Origin of the sequence: Vibrio coralliilyticus (genome assembly GCF_024449095.1) — a bacterium.
GTDB classification, from domain to species: Bacteria; Pseudomonadota; Gammaproteobacteria; order Enterobacterales; family Vibrionaceae; genus Vibrio; species Vibrio coralliilyticus_A.
In genome coordinates, this window is the sequence record NZ_CP024627.1 from 1,369,490 (window position 1) to 1,391,988 (window position 22,499).

At 41.5% G+C, this 22,499-nt stretch carries 26 protein-coding genes and 3 pseudogenes; all 29 read left to right on the forward strand.

All coding sequences use genetic code 11. The features are described from left to right. Window positions 1-4: 4 nt before the first annotated feature. On the forward strand, window positions 5-613 hold the full coding sequence (locus CTT30_RS06430; protein ID WP_252036400.1) for a hypothetical protein: 609 nt from the start codon (window positions 5-7) through the stop codon (window positions 611-613). 137 nt (window positions 614-750) lie between these two features. Beyond that, a complete protein-coding gene (locus CTT30_RS06435; RefSeq protein WP_252036401.1) occupies window positions 751-1,518 on the forward strand; it encodes a GNAT family N-acetyltransferase in 768 nt (255 codons plus the stop codon). A 112-nt stretch (window positions 1,519-1,630) separates the two neighbouring features. Further along, window positions 1,631-2,026: a DUF3465 domain-containing protein gene (locus CTT30_RS06440; protein ID WP_252036402.1), complete on the forward strand. Its 396-nt coding sequence runs from the start codon at window positions 1,631-1,633 to the stop codon at window positions 2,024-2,026. A gap of 157 nt (window positions 2,027-2,183) precedes the next feature. Further along, window positions 2,184-2,717: a hypothetical protein gene (locus CTT30_RS06445; RefSeq protein ID WP_252036403.1), complete on the forward strand. Its 534-nt coding sequence runs from the start codon at window positions 2,184-2,186 to the stop codon at window positions 2,715-2,717. Between the two features lie 114 nt (window positions 2,718-2,831). After that, window positions 2,832-3,464, forward strand: coding sequence for a hypothetical protein (locus CTT30_RS06450; protein WP_252036404.1), 633 nt, complete (start codon window positions 2,832-2,834; stop codon window positions 3,462-3,464). A 135-nt stretch (window positions 3,465-3,599) separates the two neighbouring features. Then, a pseudogene (locus tag CTT30_RS06460) lies at window positions 3,600-4,082 on the forward strand (tetratricopeptide repeat protein). A gap of 484 nt (window positions 4,083-4,566) precedes the next feature. Next, entirely contained in the window at window positions 4,567-4,773 is a 207-nt protein-coding gene (locus tag CTT30_RS06465) for a hypothetical protein (RefSeq protein WP_252036406.1), read from the forward strand. 902 nt (window positions 4,774-5,675) lie between these two features. Beyond that, complete coding sequence (locus tag CTT30_RS06470) at window positions 5,676-6,089, forward strand: hypothetical protein (RefSeq protein ID WP_252036407.1); 414 nt, start codon at window positions 5,676-5,678, stop codon at window positions 6,087-6,089. A gap of 463 nt (window positions 6,090-6,552) precedes the next feature. After that, entirely contained in the window at window positions 6,553-6,870 is a 318-nt protein-coding gene (locus CTT30_RS06475) for a hypothetical protein (RefSeq protein WP_252036408.1), read from the forward strand. A 156-nt stretch (window positions 6,871-7,026) separates the two neighbouring features. After that, the gene (locus CTT30_RS23385) at window positions 7,027-7,302 is read left to right on the forward strand and encodes a hypothetical protein (RefSeq protein ID WP_305130653.1); all 276 of its coding nucleotides are present in this window, start codon (window positions 7,027-7,029) and stop codon (window positions 7,300-7,302) included. A 1,208-nt stretch (window positions 7,303-8,510) separates the two neighbouring features. Continuing rightward, window positions 8,511-8,711 carry a hypothetical protein gene (locus CTT30_RS06485; RefSeq protein WP_252036409.1) on the forward strand — a complete coding sequence of 67 codons (201 nt, stop codon included), beginning with the start codon at window positions 8,511-8,513 and terminating at the stop codon, window positions 8,709-8,711. Window positions 8,712-9,163: 452 nt separating this feature from the next. After that, the gene (locus CTT30_RS06490) at window positions 9,164-9,514 is read left to right on the forward strand and encodes a cupin domain-containing protein (protein WP_252036615.1); all 351 of its coding nucleotides are present in this window, start codon (window positions 9,164-9,166) and stop codon (window positions 9,512-9,514) included. 147 nt (window positions 9,515-9,661) lie between these two features. After that, window positions 9,662-9,937, forward strand: coding sequence for a hypothetical protein (locus CTT30_RS06495; RefSeq protein ID WP_039952315.1), 276 nt, complete (start codon window positions 9,662-9,664; stop codon window positions 9,935-9,937). Window positions 9,938-10,072: 135 nt separating this feature from the next. Then, complete coding sequence (locus tag CTT30_RS06500; RefSeq protein WP_239866734.1) at window positions 10,073-10,393, forward strand: hypothetical protein; 321 nt, start codon at window positions 10,073-10,075, stop codon at window positions 10,391-10,393. Window positions 10,394-10,550: 157 nt separating this feature from the next. Further along, window positions 10,551-11,024 (forward strand): DUF4145 domain-containing protein, encoded by a 474-nt coding sequence (locus tag CTT30_RS06510; protein ID WP_252036410.1) that lies wholly within the window; start codon window positions 10,551-10,553, stop codon window positions 11,022-11,024. Between the two features lie 252 nt (window positions 11,025-11,276). Beyond that, complete coding sequence (locus CTT30_RS06520) at window positions 11,277-11,456, forward strand: 6-phosphofructokinase (RefSeq protein ID WP_252036411.1); 180 nt, start codon at window positions 11,277-11,279, stop codon at window positions 11,454-11,456. A 649-nt stretch (window positions 11,457-12,105) separates the two neighbouring features. After that, window positions 12,106-12,516 carry a GNAT family N-acetyltransferase gene (locus tag CTT30_RS06525; protein WP_252036412.1) on the forward strand — a complete coding sequence of 137 codons (411 nt, stop codon included), beginning with the start codon at window positions 12,106-12,108 and terminating at the stop codon, window positions 12,514-12,516. Window positions 12,517-13,096: 580 nt separating this feature from the next. Then, a pseudogene (locus CTT30_RS06535) lies at window positions 13,097-13,312 on the forward strand (DUF1801 domain-containing protein); the annotation flags it as partial. A 78-nt stretch (window positions 13,313-13,390) separates the two neighbouring features. Beyond that, complete coding sequence (locus CTT30_RS06540; RefSeq protein WP_252036413.1) at window positions 13,391-14,713, forward strand: IS4 family transposase; 1,323 nt, start codon at window positions 13,391-13,393, stop codon at window positions 14,711-14,713. 20 nt (window positions 14,714-14,733) lie between these two features. Then, window positions 14,734-14,937 (forward strand): annotated as a pseudogene (locus CTT30_RS06545) (DUF1801 domain-containing protein); the annotation flags it as partial. A gap of 149 nt (window positions 14,938-15,086) precedes the next feature. Continuing rightward, complete coding sequence (locus tag CTT30_RS06550; RefSeq protein ID WP_038162652.1) at window positions 15,087-15,560, forward strand: hypothetical protein; 474 nt, start codon at window positions 15,087-15,089, stop codon at window positions 15,558-15,560. 145 nt (window positions 15,561-15,705) lie between these two features. Continuing rightward, window positions 15,706-16,089, forward strand: a complete 384-nt coding sequence (locus CTT30_RS06555; RefSeq protein ID WP_252036414.1) for a nuclear transport factor 2 family protein — start codon at window positions 15,706-15,708, stop codon at window positions 16,087-16,089. A 740-nt stretch (window positions 16,090-16,829) separates the two neighbouring features. Further along, window positions 16,830-17,009 (forward strand): 6-phosphofructokinase, encoded by a 180-nt coding sequence (locus tag CTT30_RS06560; protein WP_252036411.1) that lies wholly within the window; start codon window positions 16,830-16,832, stop codon window positions 17,007-17,009. Between the two features lie 493 nt (window positions 17,010-17,502). Continuing rightward, a complete protein-coding gene (locus tag CTT30_RS06565) occupies window positions 17,503-17,757 on the forward strand; it encodes a hypothetical protein (RefSeq protein WP_252036415.1) in 255 nt (84 codons plus the stop codon). Window positions 17,758-18,044: 287 nt separating this feature from the next. After that, window positions 18,045-18,683, forward strand: a complete 639-nt coding sequence (locus CTT30_RS06570; RefSeq protein ID WP_252036416.1) for a hypothetical protein — start codon at window positions 18,045-18,047, stop codon at window positions 18,681-18,683. A 627-nt stretch (window positions 18,684-19,310) separates the two neighbouring features. Further along, window positions 19,311-19,757 (forward strand): GNAT family N-acetyltransferase, encoded by a 447-nt coding sequence (locus CTT30_RS06575; RefSeq protein WP_239839107.1) that lies wholly within the window; start codon window positions 19,311-19,313, stop codon window positions 19,755-19,757. A gap of 155 nt (window positions 19,758-19,912) precedes the next feature. After that, window positions 19,913-20,344 carry a DUF2513 domain-containing protein gene (locus tag CTT30_RS06580; protein WP_102431683.1) on the forward strand — a complete coding sequence of 144 codons (432 nt, stop codon included), beginning with the start codon at window positions 19,913-19,915 and terminating at the stop codon, window positions 20,342-20,344. A gap of 135 nt (window positions 20,345-20,479) precedes the next feature. Continuing rightward, window positions 20,480-21,166 carry a hypothetical protein gene (locus tag CTT30_RS06585; RefSeq protein WP_252036418.1) on the forward strand — a complete coding sequence of 229 codons (687 nt, stop codon included), beginning with the start codon at window positions 20,480-20,482 and terminating at the stop codon, window positions 21,164-21,166. A gap of 62 nt (window positions 21,167-21,228) precedes the next feature. Then, window positions 21,229-22,056: an aminoglycoside phosphotransferase family protein gene (locus CTT30_RS06590; protein WP_252036617.1), complete on the forward strand. Its 828-nt coding sequence runs from the start codon at window positions 21,229-21,231 to the stop codon at window positions 22,054-22,056. The last annotated feature ends 443 nt before the right edge of the window (window positions 22,057-22,499 follow it).

Consider the following 22,499-nt stretch of genomic DNA (forward strand, 5'->3'; position numbering starts at 1 on the left):
TTATATGAAAGAACTATTAGAAAGAATTCAAACAGAGTTTGATGAAGCAGAAGGTAATATTCGCATCGTTGATGCTGATTGGTATGCGGACGATCTTAGGATTAGCCTTTCAGTCTTGATGCATAATGAGGCTGCTTCTGAACTTTGGGAAGCGCAGTGTATTGGTGTCGTTGAAGAGTCTATATGCTCTGTTGAAGAAGAGTTACTCTCTATATCTAAGAACTCTCCTCTTTTAATTCCGTACCAAGAAGTAGAAATTGACCTGTTTTTTTCGGGGAACTCATGCAGCCCAGAGTCACTTCTTGGTGTTCTTTTCAGCGCCTGTGTGGAGATAATGGGAAAAGCGGAATACTTAGTCCGGTTCTTGAATCAAAAGCCAACAGTAAATGGGATCGTGAAAGCTAAATTTGGTACTTTAGGTCGCTTCCCCAAACCATTGGCTGGCAAAATTACTCAAGAGCTAAGTGCACTGCCAATAAATATCAAGCCCATTGAGGTAGGCGCTCCAAAACATTGGACAGGTTCAGAATTCATAAGTTACCCAAGCTTGTCTGTCTTTGAGTTAGGTAATTCTTACGTTATAGCAGAACGCTTTGGTGCAGTACGTGCATAACAAAGCATTTAAGAGTGATTCCCAACGCTTGGCATTTTTCATTTCATCGTTGGGGTTAGTGTTTAAGGTTGTATGGTTAAGTTTTGTGGTAACGTTGCTCACACCTTAATGCGGCGTTAGCTATATACGAGGATAAAATGAATACAGTGGATGTAATGCGAGAGTACAATGAGTTTGAACGCAAGCTTATTCACTCGTTTAATGGCGTAAAGGAGTCAGATAGCAATCTGACTAAATTTGTGTCTAATGACCGTCACGGCAGTTATATTTCGTTCTTTGACTTTGATGAAAGTCTCTCTGAATCAATAGTTAAGGAGCAGCTTGCATACTTTAGCCAACGCAAATTATGCTTTGAGTGGAAGACATATAGTACCGATAAACCAAGTAATATCGGCAGTGTATTGCTCGCTAATGGTTTTGAACAAGAAGATACCGAATCATTTATGGTTTTAGACCTTTCTAAAACAGATAACGAATTCTTCGATGAATCTCAGATTACAGAAGTTTTCGACAGCCAAGGCATTCGTGATGCAATAAAGGTTCAAGAACAAGTTTGGGGCGGAGATTTCGATTGGCAATACAACTACTTAATGAGCCTCAAAGAACAATCTCCAGATTCGGTATCCATTTATGTTGTGTATGTAGATGGACAGCCAGTAACTTCTGCTTGGCTAACATTTAATGGAAACAGCCCATTCGCAGGTATTTGGGGCGGAAGCACAATCAAAGAGTTTCGAGGTAATGGGTTTTATAGCTTGCTCCTAAATAAGCGCATCGCTGAAGCCAAGTCGAAAGGTGTTAAATATCTAATAATCGATGCCTCAGATATGAGTAAACCGATGGTATCAAAGCGTGGATTTGAAGTCGTAGCTACAACAACGGGCTACACTTCACCAAATAGCTAACAAAGCATTTAAGAGTGATTCGCAACGCTTGGCGTTTTCGCTTCGCTCAAGTATAGCCAAGCGCCGCTCACACCTTAATGCGGCGTTATGTGAATCAGAGAGAATTGAGTGTATGAAGAAGTTCTTCGCAATATTTATTGTAGCTTTTTGTTTAGTTTCAGTTGATGCTCTAGCGAATAACTACAAGCTCGGGCAGGCGTTTGAAAATCATCAAAGTGACCTTCAAGTTCGTGGTTCAGGAACAGTGATTCGCCTATTGCCAGATGACAACAAAGGAAGTCGACATCAAAGATTTATACTCAAATTAGATAGTAAGCAGACTTTGCTTGTTGCCCATAATATCGATTTAGCGCCAAGAATCCCCAACCTAAAAGTCGGCGATCGAGTTCAGTTTTACGGCGAATATGAATGGAATAAAAAGGGTGGTGTAATTCACTGGACACACCGTGATCCCAACAATAGGCATCCGCACGGTTGGCTAAAGCACAACGGTAAAATGTACGAGTGAAAATTCACATAACAAAGCATTTAAGAGGGATTCTCAACGCTTGGCACTTCAGCTTCTACTTCAATTTAAGTGTATATGGCACAATATGTTAAGTCGGGTGGTTGCGTTGTTCACCCCTTAATGCGGCGTTAACCCTCTTTTTAACTACGAGGAAATAATGAATATTGAGTTTGATATCGCTTCTTTACTAGCAGGTGTCTCATTAGTAACTCTTACAGGATGGCTTGGTGCTTTCTTCGCTTTAAGAAAAGATGAAAAATCTGTTCATATTGAACAGGTTACTAAGGAAAGGGCAAAGTGGCGTAGCGAAATGAGAATGTTAACGCAGGAAATGGTCACTTTAGTTGCTAATGATAATATAGTTCCAGACGCTGCTAAAATAGCCAGCCTAAGAGCGAAACTAACGACATCCCTTAACCCAAAATCTAATGTAGACCAAAAGGTATTAGATGTATTCGATAAGCTTGAGCACAAATCTGACACTAAAGAATTTACTACACATATGGCTTTACTCTTAAAGCACGACTGGGAACGGGTTAAATGGGAGTGTATGCCCATTTATCTGAAAGCTTGGTGTTTAGTTAAAAACAGGGTGCTCAAAATCCTCGGTAAAGGTCATGCTAAAGAATTGGAGTGGAAGTCGAAAGGTTATCGTGTGCCAGTAGAGAGTGATAGCGCGAGCGAGGGTTAACAAAGCATTTAAGAGTGATTCGCAACGCTTGGCGTTTTCGCTTCGCTCAAGTATAGCCAAGCGCCGCTCACACCTTAATGCGGCGTTAGCCCTCAAGAGTAAATTGGAGAAATTGTGTCCGTATTAGCTGGAATATCTATAACTATAGATTTTGACTACTCATGTATTGACGAGCGTTTGACGAAAAAGTATTTGTCTGATTTAGCACAATCTAATGCTAGAGACATCTATGGTTCAGAAGTAAAATGTTATGTCGAACTGTCTGAAGGTAGTGTAAAAGCGAATTTACTAATCGTAGGCTCAATCTATGCAGCAATTTGTGGCTATGGAAGCTTTAGAAGCGGAATTGATTACATAATAAAAGATGCCAAGTTGATAAAAGCTCTTTTCGCTAGTCAGTTAATCCGAAAAGGCATGCACGAAGAAGATATAATTGACTTGCGGCGTATTCATTCTGCACCAGATAAAATTCGTCGTGTAATACTCGCAATTGAAAGACTCGAAAGCAATATAGGAAAATTGTCTCCAGAAGCGGTAAAGGCTGAACTGCATAAGATTCATACGTCGGTCAGAAACATGAGTCATGCTTTAGATGATCGAGACTACGAGTTGTTTGTATCATCACTTAAAGAAGAATATGTCCCAGTTGATAGACGGTTACCTGAATCAAAAATGAATCAGAAACTTTTCGCTCGGGACGAAGATACAAGGTTTATTTTACCGACAGTCTTGGGCAAACAGGGCTAACAAACAATTTAAGAGTGATTCAGCACGCTTGGCATTTTTGGTTTGGGTTGAGTTCAGTGTTTACGGAGGTCAAATTAAGTGTCGTGGTCGCGTGCTTCACACCTTAATTGGGCGTTATAAGCTTCGAGGAAAATTATGGAAAGTATCATCAAACAAGCAATTGAATTGCGGAAACAGGGTAAGTATCAAGAGTCGAGAGCTTTGCTAAAAACGCTGCTAAACGATGAAACTTGTTCTGCTAAAGCTCATTTGCAAATTGCTTGGTCATACGACAACGAAGGTAAAGAGTAAGAAGCGATTACTCATTATCTGTCATCTCTTTCAGGTCTTTTATCGTCGGTAGATAGGTTTGATGCTTTGTTTGGGCTAGCGAGTACTTATCGAAGCCTTGGCATGTATTCGGAGGCTTTAAGCTACTTTGAGCAAACTCTAAGAGAGTACCCTAGTTCCATTGAAATTCAGCCTTTCTATGCCATGTGTCTCTACAACTTGGGACGCCATAAAGAAGCAACATCATTACTACTCGAACTTTTAGTATCAACCACGAACAGTGATGCAATTAAAGAGTATCAGCGAGCTATTTCTTTATACGCAGAAGATTTAGATAGAAAGTGGTAAAACGAAACACGCTTATAACAAGCAATTTAAGAGGGATTCACAACGTTCGGCATTTTTGCTTCTACTTCAAATTTAGTGTTTATGGCAAAATGCTTTAGGTTTGGGTGGTAGCGTTGTTCACCCCTTAATTGGGCGTTAGGTTGCTTTGGATTTGTACGGTTTTTTAGTTTGGCAGTCAGCCACTTCAATAATCGTATTTGTAGTGAATCTCAGCGGCCATGTGGCTCGAACTTTTTCAGGTGAAGGTTTCATTCAACTGCCAAGTTTTGACGTTAGTGATTGAGTGTTTTCTGTTTTTAAGTGCTCTTGTCCAAGTTTACTCATTGAAAGTACGCTCTCTCAATTTGGTTAGCTTTTTGGCTTCAGCGAGCCACCGCAAAAACAGTGACGTGGTTATTATCCAGCTTTGTTGGTTGTTGCGGTGCAGTTGGCCTTGGTGTTTCATGGGTTAGTCCTATAGCTTAAGCGAGCAAAAGCGTTTGTAATGAGCATACCTAACCATCCGCTCAAGACGGACAACCAACGCTTAGCGGTTTTGTATCTGGTTGTGCTCAGTGTTTACGGTGGTTTGTTTGAGCTTTGTGGTATCGTTGGTAGCCGCTTAGCAAGGGTGTTAGGTTGCTTTGGGCTTGTGCGGTTTTTTAGTTTGGCAATCAGCCACTTCAATAAACTTGTTTATCGCGAATCTTAGTGGCCATGTGGCTCGAACTTATTCAGGTGAAGGTTTCATTCAACTGGTCAGCTTTGACGTTAGTGATTGAGTGTTTTCTATTTTTAAGTGCTCCTGCCCAAGTTTATTCATTGGAAGCTCGTTATCACAATTTGGTTAGCTTTTTTGCTTCAGTGAACCACCGCAAAAAATAGTGATGTGGTTACTATTCAGCTTCGGTGGCGATTGCGGTACAGTTGGCTTTGGTGTTTTATGGGGGAGTCCTATAGCACCAACGAGCAAAGGGAGTCGAAATAAGCATACCTAACCATCCGCTCAAGACGGACAACCAACGCTTGGCGGTTTTGTGTCTAGTTGGGTATCGTGTTTACGGTGGTTTGTTTGAGTTTTGTGGTATTGTTGGTAGCCGCTTAGTAAGGGCGTTATGTTGCAGCAAGATAGAGTTCTTTTTTGGTTTGTTGGTTCAGCGTTCGCTGCGAGTTTCTTGGTAGTTTCTGCATGTCCACAAGATTCCAGATTTTAATCTCTGTTGAAAAGCCGCTTTCTGTCTTCCACACAGGCTAATCCGCCGTTTGCATCCTGTTCCCAAGTGGGTTTAGTGTTACGGCAATTAGCTGGTAATTGGCTTCAGCGGGGCGGCCCTTCTTTGTTTTAGTTGGCTGTGTCGTTGTTGTTAGGTTTCTTCTATAAGTTTCATTGGGTTGCTGCATACTGGTTTGTTGTGTTTAGTGGTCACAATAAGCCCATGGCTTGCGGTGAGTGTGTTGGTTGTCTTAGGCTTCCATAACCAAGCGTTTAATTGGACAACCAACGCTTGGCAGTTTTGGCTCACAGTTTAGTTTTTGTGTTTATGGCACAATGGTTTAAGTTTGTGGCAGCGTTGCTTGCCCATTAACGCGGCGTTATGTTTCTAGAAGGTTTAAATGAAAGCTCACAATGATAAAGCTCTGAGACAGATATACTCAGTGCGTTTAATGTCCAATCATAAGTGGAAGAAGCTCTTCCTTACAATGGCAGAGTATGGAGCAGATTTTTCTGGTATTGAGTATCATTTTACGGATACCGAAAAAGTTTTCTTTGGTAATGCCCCTAGTAACCAACAGGTATGGGATTCGGCAATTGGTGACCCAGTTAAAGGCTGTGGTGGGCCTGTCGAGTACAAGCATATTGAACGAATATTCATCCCAAGAACTTATTCATATCATACTTATAAAAATGCTCCTATTTCATACCGTGAGCTGAATTTAGATAAGTTTCTGATGGAGCTCTACAAGGTCGGTGAGTTTCCGGTAGTGATTGGTGAGAAGGGTATCGAAATCTTAGGCTACGAAACATAACAAACAATTTAAGAGTGATTCAGCACGCTCAGCACTTTTGGTTTCAATTTAGTTAAATGTTTACGGCGTCCTAGTTAAGTGTAGTGATCGCGTGCTTCACACCTTAATTGGGCGTTAGGTTGCTTTGGGTTTGTACGGTTTTTTAGTTTGGCAGTCAGCCACTTCAATAATCGTATTTGTCTCGAATTTAAACGGCCATGTGGCCCTAACTTTTTCTGGTGAAAGATTCATTTAATTAGTAATCTTTGGCGTCAGTGGTTGAGTGTTTTCTGGTTTGAAGTGCGCTTGGTTAAGTTTGTTCGTTGTAAGTTCGCTATCTCCATCCGGTTATTTTTTTTGCTTCAGTGAACCACCGCAAAAACAGTGACGTGGTTGTTGTTCGGCTTTGGTGGTTATTGCGGTGCATTGAGCTTTGTAGTTTCATGGCTTAGTCGTATAGCTCAAGCTAGCAAAGGTGTTTGTAGTGAGCATACCTAACCATCCGCTCAAGACGGACAACCAACGCTTGGTGGTTTTGTATCTGGTTGTGCTCAGTGTTTACGGTGGTTTGTTTGAGTTTTGTGTTATTGTTGGTAGCCGCTTAGCAAGGGCGTTAGGTTGCTTTAATTTTGTACGGTTTTTATTGTTGTACTCAGCCACTTTGAATCTTTCTTTGTCGCTAGTATCAGCGGCTATGTGGCTAGAACTTTTTCAGGTGAAGGTTTCATTCAACTGGCAAGCTTTGATGTTAGTGGCTGAGTGTTTTCTGGTTTTAAGTGCTTTGGTCAAGTTTGTTCGTTGAAAGTTCATTCTCTCAATTTGGTTAGCTTTTTGACTTCAGTAAACCACCGCAAAATAGTGACGTGGTTGTTTATTCAGCTTCGATGGTGATTGCGGTGCAGTTAGCTTTAGTGTTTCATCGTTTAGTCCTATAGCTTCAGTGAGCAAAGCGTTTGTAATGAGCATACCTAACCATCAGCTCAAGACGGACAACCAACGCCTGGCGGTTTTGTGTCTGGTTGTGTTTGGTGTTTACGGTGGTTTGCTGGAGTTTTGTGGTATCGTTGGTAGCCGCTTAGCAAGGGCGTTAGGTTGCTTTAAGCTTGTGTGGTTTGTGGTATTGCAATCAGCCACTTCAATTGTCTTATTCGTCACAAATTTGAGCGGCCACGTGGCTCGAACTTTTTCAGGTGAAGGCTTCATTCAACTGGCAAGCTTGGATGTTAGTGGCTGAGTGTTTTTCGTTTTAAGTGCTCTTGGTCAAGTTTGTTCGTTGAAAGTTCGCTATATACATCCGGTTAGTTTTTTTGCTTCAGTGAACCACCGCAAAAATGGTGACGTGGCTGTTATTCAGCTTCGGTGGTTATTGCGGTGCAGTTAGCTTTGGTGCTTCATGGGTTAGTCCTATAGCTCAAGTTAGCTAAAGTGTTCGTAGTGAGCATACCTAACCATCAGCTCAAGACGGACAACCAACGCTTGGCGATTTTGTGTCTGGTTATGTTTAGTGTTTACGGTGGTTTGCTGTAGTTTTGTGTTATTGTTGGTCGCCGCTTAGCAAGGGCGTTACATTTTTAGATCGAAATATCGTAAGTTTTATTTTTTAAAATATTTCAAGGAACTAAGGTTATGAAGGTTTTACCTCTAATTTTGTTTGTATTGGTGTTTACATCGGTATCTGCATCTGCAAATCCGGGGAGTTGGATGCCTACAGCAAAAAAGATATCTAGCATTATTGTGGAAGGTGATGAAAACGGAAGAGCATTGATAATCATAGAGGGTGGAGTGCCTAGTGATTTCATCCCTTCGGAGTGTCGTGCAGGAAGTGACAGCACGTATAACACTGTGTTTTTAAACACGCACAAAGGTAGAGGTATATATTCTATGGCGTTAACTGCATATAGTGCCGGAAAACCCGTGAAATTGGCTTTATCATGTACTGGGAACCGTCCCTTAATTACTCATATTTGGCTAATGTAACAAAGCATTTAAGAGTGATTCTCAACGCTTGGCATTTTTCATTCCATCGTTGGGCTTTGTGTTTACGGCGGTATGGTTTAGCTTTGTTGTAGCGTTGCTCACACCTTAATGCGGCGTTAGGTTGCCTTAAGCTTGTACGGTTTTTTAGTTTGGCGTTCAGCCACTTCGAATCCTTTTATTGTCGCTAGTTTCAGCGGTCATGTGGCTCGAACATTTTTAGGTGAAAGTTTCATTCAACTGGCAAGCTCTGGCGTCAGTGGCTGAGTGCTTTCTGTTTTTAAGTGCTCCTGCCCAAGTTTATTCATTGGAAGTTCGTTTTCTCAACTTGGTTAGTTTTTGGGCTTCAGCGAACCACCGCAAAAATAGTGACGTGGTTGTTATTCAGCTTAGGTGGTTATTGCGGTGCAGCTAGCTTTGGTGTTTTATGATTTAGTCCTATAGCTTAAGCGAACAGAGATGCTCGTAATGAGCATACCTAACCATCAGCTCAAGACGGACAACCAACGCTTGGCGGTTTTGTGTCTAGTTGGGTATCGTGTTTACGGTGGTTTATCTGAGTTTTGTGGTATCGTTGGTTGCCGCTTAGCAAGGGCGTTAGGTTGCTTTAAGCTTGTACGGTTTTTTAGTCTTGATATCAGCCACTTCAATAATCTTATTTTTCGCTAATTTCAGCAGCTACGTGGCTCGAAGATTTTCAGGTGAAAGTTTCATTTAGTTGGCAAGCTTTGACGTTAGTGGCTGAGGCTTTTCTGTTTTAAGTGCTTTTGGCCAAGTTTGTTCGTTGAAAGTTCGTTATCTCTATCCGGTTAGTTTTTTGCTTCAGTGAACCACCGCAAAAAAGTGATGATTGCTATTCAGTTTTGGTGGTGATTACGGTGCAGTTGGCTTTGGTGTTTCATGGCTTAGCCCTATAGCATCAACGAGCAAAGGAACTCGAAATGAGCATACCTAACAATCCGCTCAAGACGGACAACCAACGCTTGGCGGTTTTGTGTCTAGTTGGGTATCGTGTTTACGGTGGTTTGTCTGAGTTTTGTGGTATCGTTGGTTGCCGCTTAGCAAGGGCGTTATGGCGCTTTACGGACCTGCGGAAAATAATCAGAAAGGAATTCGGAAAAATGATACGTAATTTTTACACTTGTGACAAAGAAGTCGACGAAAATAGCCATGATGGAGAAGGTTCGATTGGTATCTATCGTGCATTTAGGCGTAAAGATTTCGATGGTGCTTGGGATTTTGCTATCCGTGTAGTGATGCCACCAGGAAGTTCTATGGGTGAGCATACTCACGAAGACGATGAAGAAATGTATATCATTTTGAAAGGTGAAGGCACTATGACCATTGAAGGTGAGGAAAGAAAAGTGACTTCAGGAGATATGATAGTTAATAAACGTTTTGGTACTCACGGTCTGGTTAATACATCCGCTAATGAAATTGAGTTACTCATCATTCAAGCAAGTCTAAAATAAATCACCATAACAAAGCGTTCAAGAGGGACTCTCAACGCTTGGCGGTTTTGGTTCAAAGTTTGGTTTATGTGTTTACGGCACAATGACTTAAGTTGGGTGGAATGCGTTGTCGCCCCTTAACGCGGCGTTATATATTCTAGGGCTTTTATGAAATTTAGAAACGATTATGGCGTGTTTGTGTGCACGCATGTATTTGAGAAAACTAGGCCAGTGCTCTTTTCTGTAAGAGATTTTGATGGAGACTGGCAGTTTCTGTGTGGTATTGACGGTTGCGTCGAAAGCGGTCGCCCCCATCATATTGGTGTGGGGCACCTAGTGGCTGAGGATGCAACCATTAATGATTTGACGGCACTGGAACCAGGTACCTGTGCAAGGCGTTCTGCTTTGGGTTCACAATGGGTGGTCGGTAAACTAGAAGAATGAATATATAACAAAGCATTTAAGAGTGATTCGCAACGCTTGGCAGTTTCGCTTCGCTCAAGTATAGCCAAGCGTCGCTCACACCTTAATGCGGCGTTATGTTTTATTGGAAATTATGTAAATTACTGAGAGTTTTAAATGAAGAAACTATTATTGTTCACGCTTACTGCTTTAGTATCTTCTAGCGCTTTTTCTGGGGCTTGGAATACTGCGGGGCTTATTACGAAAGTGTATCCAAAGCCAAGTCGAAATGGGATTTATTTTGTTCATGAAAGCCAGGTCGAGAATGATTGTAAAAATAATGCCTACTTATTTTTGAAGGCAGATGACAATTTGTTTAAAGAAACTTATTCTCTATTGCTTTCTGCTTATGCTTCGGGGAAAACAGTAAAGATATATGCTGAAGGTTGCCAAACAGGATATGATTATCCGTTAATTAAAGAGGTGTTAGCTGAATAGCGATAACTATTCAGACAACATAACAAACTGTTTAAGAGGGATTCGCAACGCGTAGCATTTTCACTATGCGTTGGTTTTAGTGATTAAGGTGATTTGCGGTGGCATCGGTATTACGTTGCTCACCCCTTAACAGGGCGTTATGCATCATGGAGTAGCTGTGAAAATTAAAGATGATAAAAACAAATTCAAAGGCTTGAGTAACATTAAAAATGCATCTACTTGGTTTGATGTTTTAAAAAGCGATGACCGGAGTGCGGTGCTTATTTCGTGCGCTGCATTTGACGCAAAACTTGAGAGAATACTTGATAATAGTTTCAAAAGTGGTGTTTCAAAAAAAGTAGTTAATCAGTTTGCCAAAAGGATTGATCTTTGTTTTGAGCTAGAGCTAATTTCTAAACAGGTGCAATCGGAGTTGCACGCGTTGAGAGAAATTAGAAATGCTTTCGCCCACAACATATTTGGCTGTAGTTTCGAGAATCCAGATGTTCTCAACGAACTAGAAAAAGTCAAAAGTGCAGAGCTTGCTGGAGCATCTTTCAATGAGCCAAGAATATATTTTCATACCGCGGTTCTCATTCTAGATAATGCTCTTGAAACTGTAATTCAGCAAAACAGTGCAAGTGATGCATAACAAATTGTTCAAGAGGGATTCGCAACGCGTGGCATTTTTACTATGCGTTGAGTTTAGTGTTTAAGGTGGTCTGCGGCAGCTTCGGTATTGCGTTGCTCACCCCTTAACAAGGCGTTATGAGTTTACGAGGTAATAAAATTGATAAAGAAGTACGCAGGCATTAGTTGTTACGGTTCTTTTTTAGTAGCTGCCATTTTGAGCTATCTTCCCGTAGAGGGTTGGTTCGAGATAGTTTTAAAAACATTAGTATTGATGTTTATATTGCATATGATTGTGTATTCGTTTGTTGTGGCACTATCAGCAAAACGTACTCGTAATAAAGTTCTATTAGTCTTATTTGCAGTTTTATTTCCTGCTGCGTCTGGTTTTGTATTGTATTACTTTAAAGGCCGTCGAGAAGAGAAAGTGCTGACTGACACACCCAACTCATAACAAAGCATTTAAGAGTGATTCGCAACGCTTGGCAGTTTCGCTTCGCTCAAGTATAGCCAAGCGCTGCTCACACCTTAATGCGGCGTTAGGTTGCTTTAAGCTTGTACGGTTTTTTAGTCTTGAGATCAGCCACTTCAATAATCTTATTTTTCGCGAATTTCAGCAGCTACGTGGCTCGAAGATTTTCAGGTGAAAGTTTCTTTAACTGGCAAGCTTTGACGTTAGTGGTTGAGTGTTTTCTGGTTTTAAGTGCTCTTGGCCAATCTTGTTCGTTGAAAGTTCGCCATCTCAATTTGGTTAGTTTTTTGCTTCAGTAAACCACCGCAAAAAGTGATGTGATTGCCATTCAGTTTTGGTGGTTATTGCGGTGCAGTTGGCTTTGGTGATTCATGGGGGAGTCCTATAGTACCAGCGAGCAAAGGCACTCGAAATAAGCATACCTAACAATCCGCTCAAGACGGACAACCAACGCTTGGCGATTTTGTGTCTGGTTGAGTTTAGTGCTTACGGTGGTTTGTTGGAGTTTTGTGCTATTGTTGGTAGCCGCTTAGCAAGGGCGTTATGCGTACTAATCAAAAACTTACTTTGCATGTTTATTTATACAGTTGTCTTGTGTATGCTCCGAATGTAATAAAAGGAGATGTACATCATGACAATAACATACGAAGCAAAAGTCCCTAGCCCATCAGAATTTTGCGAAATGAGAGTGAAGGCAGGTTTGTCTCCAAAGTCGTTAAAAGCTGCCACTATTGCTTTGCCAAATAGCTTGTACGCTATCTCGGTTCGAGATGATGATGTGCTAATTGCGATGGGGCGGGTAGTTGGAGACGGTGCATGTAACTTTGAAGTGGTGGATGTTGCAGTTGATCCGAACTATCAAGGCCAAGGTTTAGGCCGGAAGGTCATGAAGTATATAGATAACTATTTGTCGTCAGTTGCTCTCGAAGGCTCTTATGTTTCAATGATCGCAGATGAACCAGTGTTTTACGAGAAGTTAGGGTACAAACTTGTTTCTCCGTCCAGCCAAGGAATGACGAAGAAGTTTAAGCCGCACGCATAACAAAGCATTTAAGAGTGATTCGCAACGCTTGGCGTTTTCGCTTCGCTCAAGTATAGCCAAGCGCCGCTCACACCTTAATGCGGCGTTAGGTTGCTTTAGATTTGGTCGTTTTTTAGTTGGGCGTTCAGCCACTTCAACTCCCTTGTTTGTCATGAATTTAAGTGGGCATGTGGCTCGAATATTTTCATGCGAAAGTTTCAGTCAACTGGCAAGTTTTGACGTTAGTGGTTGAGGGTTTTCCGTTTTAAGTGCTTTTGGTCAAGTTTGTTCATTGAAAGTTCGCTATATACATCCGGTTAGTTTTTTGCTTCAGCGAACCACCGCAAAAATAGTGATGTGGTTGTTATTCATCTTTGGTGGTTGTTGCGGTGCAGTTAGCTTTGGTGTTTCATAGCTTAGTCTTATAGCACCAGCGAGCAAAGACTTCGTAATAAGCATACCTAACAATCTGCTCAAGACGGACAACCAACGCTTGGCGGTTTTGTGTTTGGTCGAGGTTGGTGTTTACGGTAGTTTGTTTGAGTTTTGTGGAATCGTTGGTAGCCGCTTAACAAGGGCGTTATGTGAATAGGAGATTCCAGTGAACAAGGTAGTCAAAGAACGCTTCGATGAATATCCGGAAAATGCTTGTATTAGGCTAGAGGAGCTACGAAATCTAGTCTTTCAAATCGCATCTGATTTGGAGTTAGGTGAAGTCGATGAAACTCTAAAGTGGGGTGAACCTAGCTATAGTGTAAAAACAGGCAGCCCGCTAAGAATAGACTGGAAGCTGAAATCTCCTAACAATTATTACCTAATGCCGATCGTTTTAGAGACTTGAACGATCCTGAGATCGTATGATAATCCCCACTAACAAAGTTAGTGGGGATTTTTTATGTTTGCTCAAGAGCTGCTTTTGGCACATGAGACTATCGAGGATGGTAAAAACTATGAGTCTGTAGTTAATGCCATTCAGCTTGAATGGATAGAACAAGCTTTGCTTGATACGTCTAAAGCAAGCATTAGAAGGCGACGCTTACCAGCGCAACAAGCCGTCTGGCTCGTCATTTGGATGGGATTGCAACGGAATAAATCAATCAAAGAAGTATGCAGTTCTCTTGACCTAGCTCTCCAACCTAAGCCTCAGGATTCTTGGTCTCGTGTTGCACCTAGCGTACTTACTGACTCTAGGCAACGTTTGGACGAAGCTCCTCTCGCTGCTTTGTTTAAAACCTCTATGGCGGCATGGGAGAGCGACGCGCTAGTAAAGGATAAGGCGCTAGGGCTAAACATTATGGCCGTGGATGGTACCACTTTTCGTTGCCAAGATTCAGAAGACAATGCGCAAGCGTTTGGATTCATTTCTCAAAAACATAAACCTTATCCTCAACTGCGCTTGGTCGGTCTGATGGCTACCGAGACACGTTTTATGGTAGGGGCTGCATTCGATGCTTGTCAGGTCGGTGAGACAACACTGGCACGCCGATTATTAGGAGACGTGCCAGCAAACTCACTCACATTGTTTGATCGTTGCTACTTTTCTGCCGACCTATTGATATCGTGGAATGCTGCTGCCTCCAATAGCCACTGGCTAACCCCTGTGAAACGCAAAGTAAGATATGAAGTTTTGGAGCGTTTTGCTGAAAACGACATGCTTATCTCTATGCCTGTTTCACAGCAAGCTCAGCGCAATAACCCTAATTTGCCGACTCATTGGCAAGCACGCCTCATCCTCTACAAAGACCCAAAAGGTGAAATTGAAGGCTTTATAACTTCACTGGTTGATCCTGAGAAATACTCATTAGAAGACTTATTGACTGTCTATTGGCAACGCTGGGAAATAGAAGAAGGTTACGGTGAGATAAAACAAACTCAGTTACAAAATGAAGTCACCTTGAGAAGTCGTTTTGCTGCTGGTGTTAGACAAGAGCTCTGGGGAATATTGCTGGCGTACAATTTGGTGCGCTTAGAGATGGTTCATATTGCTAAAGACGCTGAGGTAAGGCCAACTAGAGTGAGCTTTACAGCGGCAATAAATTTGATAGATACCCAGCTACGTTGGCTAGCGCTTAGCCCTGACGGAACTCTACCGAGCAAACTCAAGCAAATGAGGGAGAACATAAGTCACTTCATTTTACCGGATAAAAGGAAGGACCGAACGTATCCACGTTCAGTCCTTTTTGTCCCACCCAAATACCCATTTAGGTATAAGCGTTAATGCTTATCCGAACGGCATTAAACAATTATTACCTGTTCTTTAATTGCCAAACTAAGTTAGTCGATACATTTCGAGAATTGTATGGTGAAGAACTGGTGTTTCAGGGAAACAGAGCAATAGTTCTGTCCTTATCGAAAGCGTTACCAGAAACAGCAATCAAGTCCTGTTTAGAGTTAGCTTTAACCTATCAACAGCGTAAAAATTTGCCTCTTTTGGGCGCGTGAAAAAATTCACATAACAAAGCGTTCAAGAGGGATTCCCAACGCTCGGCATTTTGGGTTTGATTCAGCTTTAGTGATTACGGCACAATGGGTTAGGTTGGGTGGTCTGCGTTGCTCACCCCTTAACGCGGCGTTATGTTTTAAGGTTGGATATGAACGTTGGTATCGAAGATTGTGAGCTTACATACAAAGCGAGTTTGCTAATATTTGAGGAATTGTTGCGTTTAAGCGTTGATAACTTTTCCGTTCAATTCAACTCGTCTATTGATAGAGGTTGCGATCGCCAACAAAAGCGGTTCAAGGAAAGTATTTCCGAATTTTACCTGGGGGTATTCACTAAAGAAGTTTGCTTTTTTAGTTACAACACAAATTGCTTTCGAGAAACGTCTAAGCACTATAAATTTAACCGAGACTCCATACATATTATCAGCCGTTCAATGGGAAGAGGGTTGATGTGCTTTAAGTCAGATCTTGAATGGGGAATTAGTGAGTGGCAGTTTTATTCGGGCAATAAGCTAATAGCAGGTGCAAATGTTAAGGATGATTATTTCTATATTTATGGTGTTTCTCAACGTTTTATCGATAGATTATCAACATTAAAAGTCCCCGTTATTTATCAAACATAACAAGGCGTTTAAGAGGGATTCTCAACGCTGGGAATTTTAGGTTTGATTCAGCTGAAGTGTTTACGGCACAATGGCTTAGGTTAGGTGGTGGCGTTGTTCACCCCTTAACGCGGCGTTATGCAAATTGCAAGTAAGGATAATTAGCATGTCAGAAAGTGAAAAAGTTGAATTGGTCGAGTCCTATATAAGTCGTTACAACGCGTTTGATGTGATTGGGATGTTAGAACTTCTTAGTGATAATATCGTTTTCGAAAACGAATCAAATGGTGAGATAACAGCGCGTACAGTAGGTAAGGTAGATTTTGAAAACTTAGCTTCCCAGTCGGCAAAAATGTTTAGTGCTCGCCAGCAAGTTGTAACGGATATACAGCTAAGTGATAGTACAGCAACAGTCAGTATCGATTATACGGGCACTTTGGCAATCGATCTTCCCAATGGTCTCAAGGGAGGTCAGGAATTAGCTCTGAAAGGTAAGACATACTTTGAGTTTCAAAATGGTAAAATACATCACATTAAAGACGTGAGCTAAATTTGCATAACAAAGCGTTCAATGGGACAGCCAACGCTTGGCAGCTTTATCTCACATTTTTGTTTTTGTGTTGATGTCGCAATGGTTTAAGTATGTGGTAGCGTTGCCTGCCCCTTAACGCGGCGTTAGGTTGCTGTAGATTTGTACGTTTTTTTAATTTGGCGCTCAGCCACTTCGTATCCTTTTGTTGTCGCTAGTTCCAGCGGTCATGTGGCTCGAACTTTTTCAGGTGAAAGTTTCATTCAACTAGCAAGTTTTGACGTTAGTGATTGAGTGTTTTCTGTTTTTAGTGCTTTTGTCCAAGCCTACTCACTGGAAGCTCGTTCTCTCAATTTGGTTAGCTTTTTTGCTGCACTGAACCACCGCAAAAATAGTGACGTGGTTGTCATTCAGCTTGGGTGGTGATTGCGGTGCATTTGACTTTGGTGTTTCATGGGTTAGCCCTATAGCACCAGCGAGCAAAGACACTCGTAATTTGCATACCTAACCATCCGCTCAAGACGGACAACCAACGCTTGGCGTTTTTGTGTCTGGTTATGTTTAGTGTTTACGGTAGTCGGTTTGAGTTTTGTGTTATTGTTGGTAGCCGCTTAGCAAGGGCGTTATGAGTTTACGAGGTAATAAAATTGATAAAGAAGTACGCAGGCATTAGTTGTTACGGTTCTTTTTTAGTAGCTGCCATTTTGAGCTATCTTCCCGTAGAGGGTTGGTTCGAGATAGTTTTAAAAACATTAGTATTGATGTTTATATTGCATATGATTGTGTATTCGTTTGTTGTGGCACTATCAGCAAAACGTACTCGTAATAAAGTTCTATTAGTCTTATTTGCAGTTTTATTTCCTGCTGCGTCTGGTTTTGTATTGTATTACTTTAAAGGCCGTCGAGAAGAGAAAGTGCTGACTGACACACCCAACTCATAACAAAGCATTTAAGAGTGATTCGCAACGCTTGGCAGTTTCGCTTCGCTCAAGTATAGCCAAGCGCTGCTCACACCTTAATGCGGCGTTAGGTTGCTTTAAGCTTGTACGGTTTTTTAGTCTTGAGATCAGCCACTTCAATAATCTTATTTTTCGCGAATTTCAGCAGCTACGTGGCTCGAAGATTTTCAGGTGAAAGTTTCTTTAACTGGCAAGCTTTGACGTTAGTGGTTGAGTGTTTTCTGGTTTTAAGTGCTCTTGGCCAATCTTGTTCGTTGAAAGTTCGCCATCTCAATTTGGTTAGTTTTTTGCTTCAGTAAACCACCGCAAAAAGTGATGTGATTGCCATTCAGTTTTGGTGGTTATTGCGGTGCAGTTGGCTTTGGTGATTCATGGGGGAGTCCTATAGTACCAGCGAGCAAAGGCACTCGAAATAAGCATACCTAACAATCCGCTCAAGACGGACAACCAACGCTTGGTGGTTTTGTGTCTGGTTATGTTTAGTGTTTACGGTGGTTGGTTTAAGTTTTGTGGTATCGTTGGTCGCCGCTTAGCAAGGGCGTTTGGTTGCTTTAGGTTTGGTCGTTTTTTAGTTGGGCGTTCAGCCACTTCGAATCTTTCTTTGTCGCAAGTTTTAGTGGTTATGTGGCTCAAACTCTGTCGGGTAAAAGTTTTATTCAATTGGCAAGCTTTGATGTCAGTGGCTGAGTGTTTTCCGTTTTTAGTGCTCTTGGTCAAGTTTGTTCGTTGAAAGTTTGTCATCTCAATTTGGTTAGCTTTTTGGCTTCAGTGTGCCACCGCAAAAATAGTGGTTTGGTTGTTATTCAACTTCGGTGGTTATTGCGGTGCAGTTAGCTTTGGTGTTTCATAGGTTAGTCTTATAGCTCCAGCGAGCAAAGCGTTCGTAATGAACATACCTAACCATCCGCTCAAGACGGACAACCAACGCTTAGCGGTTTTGTGTCTGGTTATGTTTAGTGTTTACGGTGGTTTGCTGTAGTTTTGTGGTATCGTTGGTTGCCGCTTAGCAAGGGCGTTATGCGTAAAGAGGAATCGGTAAGTACGAAAGGTATTGTGACGATATGTGTCGTCGGTTTTATTGTTATGATTTCAGCGGTAGGAGCTTTTTACTATTTTGTTGGTGTTAATCAGCCTGTTTCTCTTGATGCTTCTGATTGGTCTAATTTTGGTTCATATTTTGGTGGTGTTGTTGGTCCAGTATTTTCATTTTTGAGTATCGTATTGCTTGTTTATACAGTTTTCCAACAATCAGAAAACATTAATCTCGCGACATCTGAAGCTATAAAGTTGGATATGTTGCGTTATGTTTCTCGGGCTGACGAAGAAATTGATAACTGGTTAAAAACAGAAATTGCTACTACGAGGGAAGGTGATACTGCTCAATTAAGTTTGGTTGTTTGGGGAGTTATCGGCGTAGATTACGTAAATGCTAACGAGTTAAATGCTTGCCTTAACCGCTTATTAAAACTTGTTTGTTCATATTCAAGTGCCATAGCCCTCTACGAAGATAATGTGGATCCATACTTTGTTTACAAGCAACATTACACGAAAGCAATAGAGCTGATAGAGTTTCTGGAAAATCATGTTGATCGACTTGGTCAGATGGCTGGCCCAAGTTTAGGGATATGTCGACATCAGTTAGAAGGTAGAGGTTAGAGTTTACGCATAACAAAGCATTTAAGAGTGATTCGCAACGCTTGGCATTTTCAGTTCAAGGTTGGGTTTCGTGTTTACGGTGCAATGGTTTTGGTTTGGTGGTAGCGTTGCTCACACCTTAATGCGGCGTTATGGTGCAGCAAGATTTAGTTCTTATTTTGTTTGTTGGTTCAGCGTTCGCTGTGAACTTCATGGCCATTCTTACGTGTCGATTAGGCTCAAAATCTTTATCTCTGGTGAAAAGCCGCTTTGAGTTTTTCATGACGGCTAATCTGCCGCTTGCATCTGGCTCCCAAGTGGGTTTGATGTTGCGGCAATTAGCTGGAGCTTGACTTCAGTGGGGCGGCCCTTCTTTGTTTTAGTTTGCTGTATCGTTGTTGTTAGGTTTCTTCTTTGGACTCGTTGGGTTGCTGCATACGGGTCTGTTGCGTTTTGTGGTTGCAAAACGCTCATGTTCTGCGGTGAGTGTAGTGGTTGTCTCAGTTTTCCATAACCAAGCGTTTAATTGGACAGTCAACGCTTGGCAGTTTTGTCTCACAGTTTAGTATTAGTGTTTATGTCACAATGAATTATGTTTACGGCAGCGTTGCCTGCCTATTAACGCGGCGTTATGTGCTCGGAGGAAATATGGAAATTCAGAAAGTCCAAAAAGCGGACTTGGACGCAGTAACAAGGCTTGTGTCAGAGGTTTCGGCCAAGGATGTGCTTCCACTGCTTAATGCACAAGGAAAGAAAGAGTATAAGGACAGAGTTCTACCTGACCTAGCGACTACTTTCGATGATGAGAATTTTTCATCAATTAAGGCTGTATCGAGTGGGGAAATACTTGGTTTTGCTGCTTTGCGTGATGGGAACTATTTAACACACTTGTTTGTTGCTAATTCTCAACAGGGTTCAGGTTTAGGTCGTACGCTATTGAATCATTTGCTTAATCAAACAGACGCTTGTGAGGTTAGTCTACGCTCATCGGTGAATGCTGTTGGGTTCTACAATCGCCATGGTTTCGTAGCAACAGGCGAAGAAGCAGAGTTCAACGGAATTCGTTTCGTGCCAATGTCTTTAGTACGCACATAACAAGCAATTTAAGAGGGATTCACAACGCTTGGCATTTTTGCTTCTACTTCAAATTTAGTGTTTATGGCACAATGCTTTAGGTTTGGGTGGAAGCGTTGTTCACCCCTTAATTGGGCGTTAACTGGCTTACGACAAAATCACATTCGGAGGTAAGAATGGATATAGATTACGCATACATAAAACAGCTTCTTAGTGAAATCAAAGAGGCTCAAGAACCTTATGCGGACTCGCAGAAGTTGTACATGAAATACCTCAATGTGGATGATGGAACAGATAAAAAATTTGTGTTTCATTGGCATCTAATCGTCGAGAATGGACTTCTATCTACTAACAAAGGTCCGATTTATGACATGAAGAGCAGTGGTTTAGTAGCTTCACCACAAGCTCCGATGAAGTTTATGCTAGTGTGCTCACCAATAAGGCTGACGAGTTCAGGTATTGAATTTTTGTCGTCTCTTGAAGAGCCGAAAGTACTTGATGTGATAGTAGATAAGTTTAAAGGAGAAGGCTTCTCTGCAATTGTAGATATTTCGAAACAGCTCGGCATGAAAATATTGAATAAAAAATTAGAAAGTATCGACTTTTGAGAGCGCCAGTTAACAAAGCATTTAAGAGTGATTCGCAACGCTTGGCGGTTTCGCTTCGCTCAAGTATAGCCAAGCGCTGCTCACACCTTAATGCGGCGTTATACCTACACCACAATTTATAGTCTGGAGATTCAAATGAATATCAGTAATATTGTGAAGAATGAAGTGGATTCGATTGTCAGGCTTGGAGAGACAGTAGTTAAAAAAGCATCAACAGCTAGAAGCTCACTAGAGGGGAGTGATTTAGCTGAAGTTACGTCTTGGGTAACTAGAGTTGGGCAACTGATATTAAAGCTCTATGGTGAAAATAGTCAGCATTACAAAAATTACACTAAGGCTATAGGAATAGACAATTTCTATGTAATTCACAGTAATTGGTATGGTCACGTATCTCAAGTTCATGGTGTAGCACTAACAGTTAAACACGACATCGAAAATGACCTAATCGCCAACATAAAAGGTTTATTACAAGCCGAGATATTTGCAAATTTCTTAGAAATCGGAGAACACCTTCTGAACGAAGGATACAAAGATGCCGCAGCAGTGACTATTGGGGCAGTTCTGGAAGATGGGCTGCGGGAATTGAGTAAGAAAAATGATATTGCTGTTGTTAAGCCTAATGGCGCACCTAAGACAATCGAGCCTTTAAATACTGAGCTTGCTCAAAACGAAGTATATTCAAAGTTGGTTCAGAAGCAGGTCACAAGTTTTGCTCACATTCGAAATAAAGCTGCACATGGTCAATATGACGAATATGACGTATCACAAGTTCAAATGATGTTGTTGTTTGTACAAGGTTTTTCAGAGCAATATTTAAGCTAAATAGGTATAACAAAGCATTCAAGAGTGATTCGCAACGCTTGGCAGTTTCGCTTCGCTCAAGTATAGCCAAGCGCTACTCACACCTTAATGCGGCGTTAGTTGCACAGGGAGGTATTGTGGAAGAATTATCAGGCGGAAGAAAATCTGCAATATATCGAGATGGTGAAGTCGTCTATCGACCTCTTCAGTCATGGAGTTCTACAATTCATCTTATTTTGAAACATCTTGAGCGAGCAAAGGTAGATGAAATTCCAAAGTTTCTAGGTGTTAATCAAAACCAAGAAATCTTAAGTTTTGTCGCAGGTAATACCTACAACTATCCGCTAGTTGGCGCAATCGCAACAAATGATGCACTCATGTCTGCGGGTAAATTATTACGTAAAATACATGACTCAACAGTTTCACTCTTGGGGCAAATTGATGTTAATGCACACCGATGGATGTTAGAGCCGATAGAACCATTCGAGGTTATCTGTCATGGTGACTTTGCCCCATACAATGTTGCTCTAGTAGAAAATACAGTTGTTGGTGTGTTTGACTTCGACACGGCGCACCCAGCACCAAGAATATGGGATTTAGCATATTCGGTTTATTGTTGGTCACCTTTCAAAACTGACAGCAATGATAAGCTAGGCACAATCACAGAGCTGGTGGCTAGGGCTAAGTTGTTCTGTGATAGTTACGGTGCAACTGAATTAGAAAAAGAGCAACTAGCTGATGCTATGGTTCAGCGTTTACAGGCTTTAGTATCCTTCATGCGTAGTGAAGCCGAAAATGGCAATGAATCTTTTGCTGAAAATATAGAGCAAGGTCATCTTCAAGCCTATCTAGATGACATAGAATATATCACTGAAAATAAACAAAAAATTCAGTGTGCATTGTGCAACTAACAAAGCATTTAAGAGTGATTCGCAACGCTTGGCGGTTTCGCTTCGCTCAAGTATAGCCAAGCGTTGCTCACACCTTAATGCGGCGTTATGTTGCTCTAGCTATCAAAAGGACATTGGGATGAGTTGTGGAAAGTGTTCTCGATTAGTCAGGGAGATTCGAAATCCCCAAAAGTTAACGGAATCGATACTTCTTTTAAGAACAAACACAGAGAAGGGAAACCTCAAATATTTAGGGTTTGGCTCTTATGGCCAGCCTTTTTCCCAAATAGCTAATGGGAAAAATTGGGGCGATTTCGTAAGCAATTACTTTGTTTGCAAGCTCTGCGGGCAAGTAATACATCTTCGCGCTGAAACTTATCATGGTAGTGGCGGTAAAATTGCTGCTGTTGAATCGATTTTAGGTAAATTGTATATCGATGAGTTCGCAACATAACAAAGCGTTT